We start from the raw sequence: 11,236 nt of genomic DNA on the forward strand, positions 1-11,236 counted from the left end.
CTTAATTTTTCCAGAAGAGCAAAACTACAGCATTGGTAATCGTTTTTTATAGTAAGAAACTTTCAAAAAATACTTTTAATATATGATGTTTATAAAAAATAGGTGGTTTTTATTATTATTTAATCATTTTTAAGCTATAATAATTTGTATTTGTCAAAATTTTAAATAATATTGTATTCGAATTAAGATAACTAACTAACTAACTAATAAATAAATTTATTCCTATGCATGACATTCCTATGCACTAAAATCAGGCTTCTGTTATATTAAGCGATTAAATAGTAAAGCAACTAACAAATAAATATTCAAACAACTAACTAAATAACTAATTATGAAACAAAAATTTTCTAAATTTATTAAACAAGCATGTCAATTGGTTTTGATGATAGCCTTTTTTGGTTTTCAGCAAATGCATGCTCAGATTCCTGTGAATGGAAATGTGGTTGACGAAAATAATCAACCAATACCAGGCGCAAATATTATCGAGAAAGGTACTTCTAATGGGTCCGTAACAGACTTTGATGGTAATTTCTCCATAAATGTAGCTGACGAAAATTCTACACTTGTAATTTCATTTGTAGGCTATTCTACTAAAGAAATTGTGGTGGGGAGCCAGTCGAATATTTCGATAACCTTACTTGAGGATGCGGCTAAACTAGATGAAGTAGTAGTCGTTGGTTATGGTAAATCTGTTAGAAAAGAAGATTTAACAGGCGCTGTTTCTGTTGTAGGGATTAAAGATATAGAGAAGAGTCCTTTAACAAATGTAGATCAAGCTCTGCAAGGTAGAGCCTCTGGGGTTCAAATAACCCAAAGTTCTGGAGCGCCTGGTGCAGGGTTTAAAATCCGTGTAAGAGGTAGTAACTCAATTACCGGTTCTAACTCGCCGCTTATTGTTGTTGATGGCCTTATTGATGTGGATATTAATTCGGTTAATCCAAATGATATTCAATCTATTAGTGTTCTTAAAGATGCAAGTTCTTCGGCTATTTATGGTAACCGTGCAGCTAACGGTGTTATAATTATTACAACAAAAAAGGGAACTTCAGGAAAGGCTGTTATTGAGTTTGGTTCTTACGTTAGTTTTTCTGATCCTTCAAATGATGTTGATTTATTAAGTACGGCAGAGTTTATTGATTTTGCTAACTTTCTAAATAACGGACAAGCAGGTGTTGTATTGGGAGAGTTTAATACACAACAAAAAATTAATGATAGAATAGCAAATTCAGTCGATTATCAAGATGCTGTTTTCAGATCAGCAGTTGCTCAAAATTATCAATTATCGTTTAGAGGCGGTTCAGAAAAAATGAATTATTATGTTTCTGGTAACTACTTAGACCAAGAAGGAATTGCAATAAATACTAATTTTAGAAGATATTCTCTAAGATCTAATATTAATGCTGATTTAACAGATAAATTAAAACTAAGTACGTCTATTAACTTAATTCGTCAGGAAGGATTAAATAACGCTCCAGACTTTGGTGCAGACTTAGCATTAGGAGCTATAGGTTTTGATAAAACAACGCCAATTTTTGATGAGAATGGTAATTATAATAGACAAACTACTGTAACGTCAGGGGTGCAAACTTCTGTTTTAACAAATCCCATATTTAGAGCTAATGAAAGTAATGGAACAAGTGCAGTAAATAGAGTGCAAGCAAACATGTCTTTAAACTATAATCTCCTTAAAAACCTTGATTTGAATATTAGTGGGGGTATAGATTATGCTAACACTGCGGTTGCAAGTTTTACGCCTCCAGCAACGGATGCTCTAAATATAGTTGCAAATCAGGAGTCTATAAATAATAATAACACGCAATATGCGCTTAGGCTTAATTATGAAAATACGTTTAGCGAAAAGCATAATATAGCAGCTACCGCTATTTTTGAGGAAAGAAAGAATTTAGCTACTAACTTTAATGCCACTGGTACAGGCTTTTTCACAGGCAGTACAACTTTTGATAATTTGGGGCTAGCTGATACTCAGGCTATTGGTAGTGGTACTACAGAACGTAATTTAAGATCTTTTATTGGTAGAGCAACCTATAATTATGACTCTAGATATTTAGTAACAGCATCGGTTCGTTATGATGAATCCAGTGTGTTTGTAAAAGATCAAGGCGGGGTGTTTCCTTCGTTTGCTTTAGGCTGGAACATCAGTAATGAAGACTTTTTTAAATCTGAAACTATAAGTAATTTAAGACTTCGTGGTGGATGGGGACAAACTGGTAATGAACTTATACCAACTACGGCTACACTTAATTTATTAAGGAATAATCAATGGCTTCCTTTTGGTGGTAGTGCAGGTGGTTTTACCGCCATATTACCTGGTACTAGACTGGCTAATCCTGACCTTACGTGGGAAACTACAACGCAAACAAATATTGGAGTAGATTTAGGGGTTTTGAATGATAGATTTACGCTGTCTTTTGAATATTACGTAAAAAATACAGAAGATTTATTATTAACAAGTCCAGTTCCACGTTTTACAGGTAGAGTTGACCAAGTAATAAATGCTGGGGAAGTTCAAAATAAAGGGTTTGATTTAACTTTATCTGGAAGAATCATACAAAATGAAGAGTTTTCATGGGATATGAGTGCTAATATTTCTAGCAATAAAAATGAAGTTCTAAGCTTAGCTAATGGTGAAACTGAAATATTTCCAGGCCTAGTTGCTGGTGGAAATATTCCAATTCCAACGATTGTTCGTGTAGGAGAGCCTATAGGTACGTTTTACGGTTTTGTTTATGAAGGGGTAGATCAAACCAATGGAGATGCGATTTATGCGGATACTGACGAGCCTAATAATCAAGCTATTATTGGAGACGCTAATCCAGATTTTACCTATGGTATTAACAGTAACATGTCTTACAAAGGCTTTGACTTAAACTTATTTATACAAGGTGTGTCAGGCAATGAAATTTACAATCGTGCACGTGCACTTATATTAGGTCGTGACGGAAGGATTCCTTTTGGTACCTCTGCAGAGCTAAGAAACACGTGGTCTCCAAGTAATACATCGGGTTCTATTCCTTCATTACTTGCAACCAATGTACAAAATGAATCTTCTGAATTTATTGAAGATGGTTCGTTCTTAAGATTGAAAAATATATCGTTAGGTTATACTTTGCGAGATTCTCAGGCTTTAAACTCAATAGGAGCTGAGTCATTGAGAATATATGTAAGTGGTCAAAATTTAATTACTATTACTGATTATTCTGGTTTAGATCCAGAAGTTAATAATGGCGGTCAAGATGATAGACTTGCAGGTGTTGATATAGGTGCTTTACCAACTCCAAAAACCGTTACATTAGGTTTAAATTTAAAATTTTAAAAAAAAATGAAAATGAAAAAACAATTAAAGAGTTTAACAAGAAGGATATTGTGCTTATCCGTTCTTTTAGTGAGTTTTATTTCTTGCGATGACCTCCCTATAGATACAAAAGGGGAATTAGCTGCAGAGCAATTTTATACCAGTGTAGACGATATTGAATCCGGTACATTAGGTGTTTATTCGGTGTTACTAGATAAATTGTTTGCAAATAGTGAAAATTATTGTCACTTTTGGGCTGCAGATGATAGAACCGCAGTAACAGGTTCTAATAAAACATTTTATTTAGAGTTTGATCAAATGGTTCCACTTGCAACAAATGCTTGGCAAACTAATGGTTGGAATCAAATGTGGGAAATAATTGGTGCAGCTAATACATTTTTAGACAATGAAGAGCAAATGCGTAGTTTTACTTCGGGTGCCGATCTAGATTTATTAGAAAGATCACTTGGGGAAGTCCACTATTTAAGAGGATTGATATATTTTGAGTTGGTGCGTACATGGGGTACAGTGCCGCTTATTACTTCTCAAAGAGAAATTACTGGACAAGAGCCTTTAGCAACTTTTGAACAGATATATGACCTTATAATTTCAGATTTAATTTATGCTAAAAATAATTTAGGACCTACATCTGTAAATGGTACCTATAGAGCTAATAAATGGTGGGCGCAATCCTTATTAGCAAACGTGTATTTAACAACAGCAGGATTTCCATTAAAAAACACATCCAATTATGCTTTGGCGGCTGCTGAAGCTAAGAATGTGATTGATAATGGACCTTATGAATTAGAAGATGAATTAGGAGGTATCATGGGACAACAATCTAATAACCTAGACGAAAATGGAAATACGGAAGCTATTATTGCATTCCCTGCATTTGTGCCTTTAGATGGGTGGAATGCTGGAAATTATCAAGCTGAATCTATTTTATTTGGTGATAAAGTTGTAGAAAAGGCGTTCTATGCAAATTTCCCTGAAGGAACTCGTAAAGATTTCACTTTTGATGATGTAGATGGCGTAATTCAATATTCTAAAGAAAAGTTTGGTGAGCAGGATTTTGGTAGCGTAAACAAGGATATTAATTATTTAAGGTACTCTGAGTTATTATTAATTTATGCAGAAGCTCAAATTATGGCGACTGGGAATACTTCTGATGCAAGCGCTATAGCTGCTTTAAATAAAGTTCAGCAAAGAGCTGGAGTTCCTTTATCAACTTCTGCTACTTGGGAAACTGTGGTTTGGGAAAAGGCATGGGAATTGGCAGGCGAATGGACTAGATGGTACGATATTATTAGAACTGAAACATTAGATGAAGTAAATGCGCTTAGAGATCCTACAGAACCTGCAGCGTTAAGTTCATCACCAACGTTAACTGAAGCGTTTCCTTGGAGTCCAATCCCGGCAAACGATGTATCTATTAACCCAGGTTTACAGAAATAAATAAGTTTTAAAAAAGAGTTTATTATATTAACCTTCAACTTATTTAACTAGATAAGTTGGAGGTTTTTTTTTATATTTATAACTTTAGGTTTAACAAAAAAACAATAGGAAACTGTTAATTAGTTTTGAACCAAAAACATCATAAAAAATAGTTGCCTTTTTCATATTTCAAAATTATTTGATAACGCTTGTTGGATAATAAAAAGCTACGATTAACATAAAAATGAAACAAACACTTGTGATTTTAACAGTATTACTATCGGTAAGTTGTAATACATCTAAGAAAGAAAACCAATTATTTAATCTAATACCCTCCGAGGTTTCAGAAATTGCCTTTATAAATACAATTGAAGAGACTGAAGAATTAAATTATTTTACTTATCCTTATTTATATATGGGAGGTGGATCGGCAATAGGGGATTTTAATAATGATGGGTTAGAAGACGTGTTTTTTACCGGAAATCAAGTTTCAAATAAATTATACTTAAATAAAGGAAATTTAAAATTTGGCGATATTACAGAAAATGCTGGGTTAACTGGCGACGATAGATGGTACACAGGTGTATCCTTAGTAGATATTAACGCCGATGGCTGGTTAGATATTTACCTTTCAGTCGCTGGAATTTCTGGGGAACTCGCGAATGAATTATATATCAATAATGGCGATTTAACCTTCACGGAATCTGCAGAAGCCTATGGTATTGCAGATAAAGGCTATAGTTATCAAGGTACTTTTTTTGATTATGATGTAGATGGCGACTTAGATCTTTTAGTGATTAACTATTCACCAACAAATTTTAATGCGCAGCCTGAATACTACAGGTATAAAATGGACAATATAAAGGATTTTGATTCCGATCATTTATATGAAAATATAGATGGAAAATTTGTAGATAAAACAAATGAGTCAGGAATTTCAAATTTCGGACTAACCATTAGTGCTAGTGTTATTGATTTTAATAATGATGGCTTACAAGATATTTACCTTTGCAACGATTTTGGATCGCCAGACTTTCTATATTTAAATAATGGTGATAAAACATTTAGAGAAGTTTCTAAACAGGCAACAAATCACAGCGCTATGTATAGTATGGGCTCAGATGCAGCAGACATTAATAACGATGGATTAATGGATTTTATTCAACTAGATATGAATCCCCAAGACAATTATCGGTCTAAAGCTAATATGGCAAGCATGAACATACCCTTGTTTTGGGCACAAGTAGATAATGGATTACATTATCAGTATATGCATAATGTACTACAATTAAACTCAGGTATTATTGATAGTATTCCTCGTTTTAGCGATATTTCTCAAATGGCTGGTCTCTCTTCTACAGATTGGAGTTGGTCAGTACTTGCTCTAGATGTAGATAATGATGCTAAAAAAGATGTTTTTATTACAAATGGTACAAGAAGGGAAATAAATAACCGCGATTTTTTCAATAATATAAATAAAGGTCTTGCTTTTGCCTCGCCTAAATATTTGCTTGAAGAATCAAAAAAGATACCATCTCAACCTATTTCTAATTACCTCTTTAAAAATAATGGCGATTTGACCTTTGAAGATATTTCTACTTCAGGTGGTATTTCTGAATTAAGTTTTTCCAATGGAATGGCCTATGGCGATTTAGATAATGATGGCGATTTGGACATAGTAATAAATAATATCGATCAAGAAGCTTTTGTTTATGAAAATACGAGTTCTGAAAAAGAGAATAGTAACTATTTAAAAGTTAAGCTCCATGGAGAAAATTCTAATTTAGACGGAATAGGTGCAAGAATTAAAGTGATTACCAAAAAGGGTATTCAAACTTTAGACCAAATGCCAGTAAGAGGGTTTCAATCTACCATATCTAATGTTTTGCATTTTGGATTGGGAGAAGAAACAAATCTTGATACGCTGCAAGTAACATGGCCAGATGGGAAAGTGACCTTTAAAACGAATCTGGCAGGCAATCAAACGGTTGTTATTGAAAAGAAAGAAGCTATTTCTTATAATGAAAAGCCTTATAACTCTGGTTTTACTTTATTTGAAAGCGTTAGTGATAACGAAAATAAATTGGCAGCCCTTATTCATAAAGAAAACGACTTTGATGATTTTGGTGTACAAATATTGCTACCTCATAAAATGTCGCAATTTGGACCAGCCATGGTCGTTGCCGATTTTAATAATGATAATAGAGAAGATATTTTTTTTGGAGGAAGTTCTGGCAACCAAGCCATGCTCTATTTTCAAGAGGTATCGGGTGAATTTGTTAAAAAAGATAATGAATTATTCGAAACCTATAAAATAAATGAAGATGTCGACGCGATTTCTTTAGATTTTGATAAGGATGGAGATCTCGATATTTATGTCGTATCTGGTGGGAATGAGTTTGAACCAAATAATATAAATTATAAAGACCGACTCTTTGTCAATGATGGAAACGGAAATTTTACAGATGGCACGAGTTTATTGCCAGATAACTTGACTAGTGGAAGTATTATAAAAACTCAGGATTTTGATAATGATGGAGATCTTGATCTTTTTGTAGGGACTAGGCATTTACCACATAATTATCCATTATCACAGGGTAGTTTTATTTATGAAAACAACAATGGAAGTTTTAGGGACGTTACAAAACAAATATCGCCAGAATTACTTGATTCTGGAATGGTAACAGATGCTGTTTGGGTGGACATAAATTCTGATAATAGAACTGATTTGGTAGTTGTCGGCGAATGGATGGAGCCTTGGGTGTTCCTACAAAATGATAGTGGTCAATTTAATAGAGTTAATAATGAATCTTTAGGATTAGATAATATGTCTGGATGGTGGTTTTCCATTGAAACGGAAGATCTGGATAATGATGGTGATATGGACCTAGTCTTAGGAAACCTTGGCAATAATTATAAATATAAAGCAACAAAAAAACAGCCTTTTAAAGTTTTTGCAAAGGATTTTAATAATTCAGGAAGTACAGATATTGTATTAAGTTATCCGCAAGGTGGTAAATATTATCCAGTTCGTGGAAAACAATGCTCTTCTCAGCAACTACCTGAACTAAAGGAGAAATTTAAAGATTATAATAGTTTTGCAATTGCAGATATTGAAGACGTATACTCAGATTTAGGCTTAAAGGATGCTCTTGAATTAAATGCAAATACCTTTTCATCCTATATTTTGCAAAACGAAAATGGTCACTTTAATAAAATTGAATTACCTAATTATGCTCAAATTTCATCAATTAATGATATTCTTATTGATGATTTTAATCAAGATGGAATGAAAGAGGTTCTAGTTGCTGGTAATTTGTATACCTCTGAAGTTGAGACTACAAGAAACGATGCTAGTTATGGGAGCGTCATTACGTTTGATGGAAATCTTAATAACATGAAAGCACTCCAACCATCTCAAAGCGGTTTGTTTATTAAAGGCGATTGTAAAAAAATTGGTAAAATAATAATTGGTGAGGTTCATTATGTGATTTCAGCAATTAATGATGACGCTGTTTCGTTACATCGCGTTTTAGAATGAGATTCTTGAATTTTCAAAATGAAGATATTTTAAACATATAGATTTTAAATATTAATTATATAAAACATATTATTAAAACTAATACACTATGACAACTAAAAAAGCGATATATCAAAGTATTACTTTTTTTCTTCTTTTTTGTTTTGGCGTGAGTTCATATGCGCAATTAACTATCACAGAAGAAACCATTACGTTGCCTACTTACAAAAATGGACCGCCTAATGTGATGCCGAGATATTACGAAGGAAAAACACATCAAGGGGTGCAACGACGAATTTATCCCTACCCAATGGATGATCAGTTAACTACAATAAAGGAAGACATGGATTATGATATCCTTACCGTAGAAAACGAGTTTATTAAATTGGGAATAGTACCATCTCTTGGTGGTAGGATTTATTATGCCTTAGATAAAACGAATGATTATATGTGGTTTTATAAGAATGATGTAGTAAAACCATCACTAATAGGGATGATTGGAAATTGGATATCCGGTTCTAACGCTTGGGGATTCCCTCATCATCATGGTCCAAATACGGTGAAACCAATGGATTATACCATTGAAAACCATAACGATGGAAGTAAGACTGTATGGGTTGCAAACACTGATAAGAGACATCGCATGAGAGCCTTAGTTGGTTATACCGTTTACCCTAATTCATCAATTGTTGAGATGACCATAAAACCGCAAAACAGAACGCCTATTGCTAATTCATTTTTGTTTTGGACGAATCCTTCTGTTCATGTAGACACCACGTATCAGGTCATTTTTCCACCGTCTGTGCAGTATGTAACACAGCACGCTAAAAGAGAAATGACAACGTGGCCTATAGCCGATGGTAACTACAATCATTTTGACTATACCAATGTTGATATAAGTATGTGGAAAAACGTAGGCGTGCCCTCTTCTTTTTTTTCGTGGAAACCTCTAGAGGATTATTTTGGCGGATACGACCATGGCAAGCAAGCGGGTACAGCCTGGATAGGTAATCACCACATTATGCCCGGTATGAAATATTGGGCAGATGGAAACAACCCTGCAGGCAGAAGAATTAATAGAGGACTTACCGATAATTCCAGCCAATATATTGAGTTGATGGCTGGTTTCTATACCGATAATCAACCAGATTATAGCTGGATTCAACCGTATGAATCAAAATTTGGAAAAATGATATGGTTCCCTATTCGAGAACTGGGAGGTTTAAAATATGCTAATAAAAGAGGAGCGATGAATCTAGAATTAATTGATGGTGTTGCTAAAATAAGAATAAATGCCACGTCTCCTGTTCAAGATGCTAGGGTGAGATTAGAATCGAAAGGAAAAATAGTGTATGAAAACACAACTTATGTTGGACCAGATAGACCTTTTTCTTTTGATATGAAATTATCAGAAACTACAACTGAGGACGATTTAGCTCTTTCGTTTTTAGATGCCAATGAATCTATACTATTGAGTTTTGTTCCTAAAGATCATCATCCGCCTTCTGAAGGTATGCCTGAATCACTAGAGCCACCGGCATCACCAAAAGATGTTAAAACTATCGAAGAATTATATCTTATTGGCCTTAGGCTTAATCAATTTTATAATTCCTCTAATCCAATGCCATACTATGAGGAAGCACTTCGTCGTGACCCTAATGATTATCGTGTAAATACGCAATTAGGCATTCTTGCGATTAAGGCAAAAGATTGGAAAAAAGCTGAAGGTTATCTCCAAACGGCTGTCGATAGAATTACCATGAATTATACACGACCTAAAGATGGAGAAGCACTTTATTATCTGGGTATTACCCAACGAGCATTGGTTAAAACCAAAGACGCCTATGATAATTTGTATAAAGCAACATGGAGTTCTGCATGGCATTCAGCTGCCTATTATCAACTTGCAGAAATGGATTGTCATTCAGGTGATATTGATATTGCTTTAGGGCATATAAACAGAGCATTGTCTACAAACGCTGAAAATGATAATATATTAATATTAAAGGCAGTATTATTGAGAAAGTCAGGTGACTATAATTCAGCAAAAGAAATTCTTCAACAGCTTATTTCAAAGGATTTGATTAATCATTGGGCGCTTAATGAATTGTATCTTCTTAAAAAAGAACAAAAGGATTCAAATGAAGTTAGTGCACTTAACGATTTAGTATCACTCATGAGAAATGAAGTTGAAGCCTATCTTGAACTAGCAACGAGTTATGGTAATTGTGGGCTTTTTAAAGAAGCTAAAGATGTTTTGATACGATTGGAGTCGGCGGGTAATACTTACCCAATGTTGTATTATTATCTTGGTTATTACAGTAACCTACTTGGAGATGACTCGGCATCTCTAAATTACTATAAAAAGGCAGCAACTATGCCCCACGACTATTGCTTCCCTTATCGTGCGGAATCGATTGTTGTGCTTAACCACGCTATGAAAGTGAATCCTGATTATGCAAAATCACCTTATTACCTTGGTAACCTGCTTTATGAATTACAGCCAAATCGCGCCATTAAGATGTGGGAAGTTTCACGTCAGATAGATGATTCGTTTTATATTGTACATCGTAATCTTGGTTTGGCTTATGAAGAAATAAATCATAATAAGGATAATGCGATGAAAAGTTATGAAAAAGCAGTTGATTTGAATCCAAATGATCCTCGCTTGCTTTTTGAACTTGATGAGATATATGAGAAAAACAAGGTTTCATCACAGCGTAAATATGAATTATTAAAAGATAATAATGAGACTGCGCGTTTGCGAACAGAAACACTATTGCGTTTTGCTACCCGAGCATTAGAAGTAGGCAAATATCAAGAAGCTATTGATATTATAGAAAACAACACTTTCCCTCAGCTTGAAGGAGGTCGGGAAATGCAAGATACTTATTTGAGTGCCTCTACACTAAGAGCCTTGGAATATCTTAATTCTAATTTATTGGATAAAGCAGAAGTAGATTTTA

4 protein-coding genes are annotated in these 11,236 nt (G+C 34.0%); all 4 read left to right on the top strand.

The window, feature by feature from the left end; genetic code table 11:
- Positions 1-331: 331 nt before the first annotated feature.
- The gene (locus tag AC15TD_RS00120) at positions 332-3,334 is read left to right on the top strand and encodes a SusC/RagA family TonB-linked outer membrane protein (RefSeq protein ID WP_484450114.1); all 3,003 of its coding nucleotides are present in this window, start codon (positions 332-334) and stop codon (positions 3,332-3,334) included.
- Positions 3,335-3,346: 12 nt separating this feature from the next.
- Positions 3,347-4,771: a RagB/SusD family nutrient uptake outer membrane protein gene (locus tag AC15TD_RS00125; protein ID WP_484450115.1), complete on the top strand. Its 1,425-nt coding sequence runs from the start codon at positions 3,347-3,349 to the stop codon at positions 4,769-4,771.
- A 223-nt stretch (positions 4,772-4,994) separates the two neighbouring features.
- On the top strand, positions 4,995-8,291 hold the full coding sequence (locus AC15TD_RS00130) for a VCBS repeat-containing protein (protein WP_484450116.1): 3,297 nt from the start codon (positions 4,995-4,997) through the stop codon (positions 8,289-8,291).
- 88 nt (positions 8,292-8,379) lie between these two features.
- Positions 8,380-11,236, top strand: a 2,857-nt coding sequence (locus AC15TD_RS00135; protein WP_484450117.1) for a DUF5107 domain-containing protein, incomplete at its 3' end; no start/stop codon positions are given.

Source organism: Yeosuana sp. (assembly GCF_057126245.1).

What these genes read in the sequence shown, in the direction of transcription:
- AC15TD_RS00120 (WP_484450114.1), top strand. Translation starts at nt 332, where the DNA reads ATGAAACAAAAATTTTCTAAATTTATTAAACAAGCATGTCAATTGGTT.
- AC15TD_RS00130 (WP_484450116.1), top strand. Translation starts at nt 4,995, where the DNA reads ATGAAACAAACACTTGTGATTTTAACAGTATTACTATCGGTAAGTTGT.
- AC15TD_RS00125 (WP_484450115.1), top strand. Translation starts at nt 3,347, where the DNA reads ATGAAAAAACAATTAAAGAGTTTAACAAGAAGGATATTGTGCTTATCC.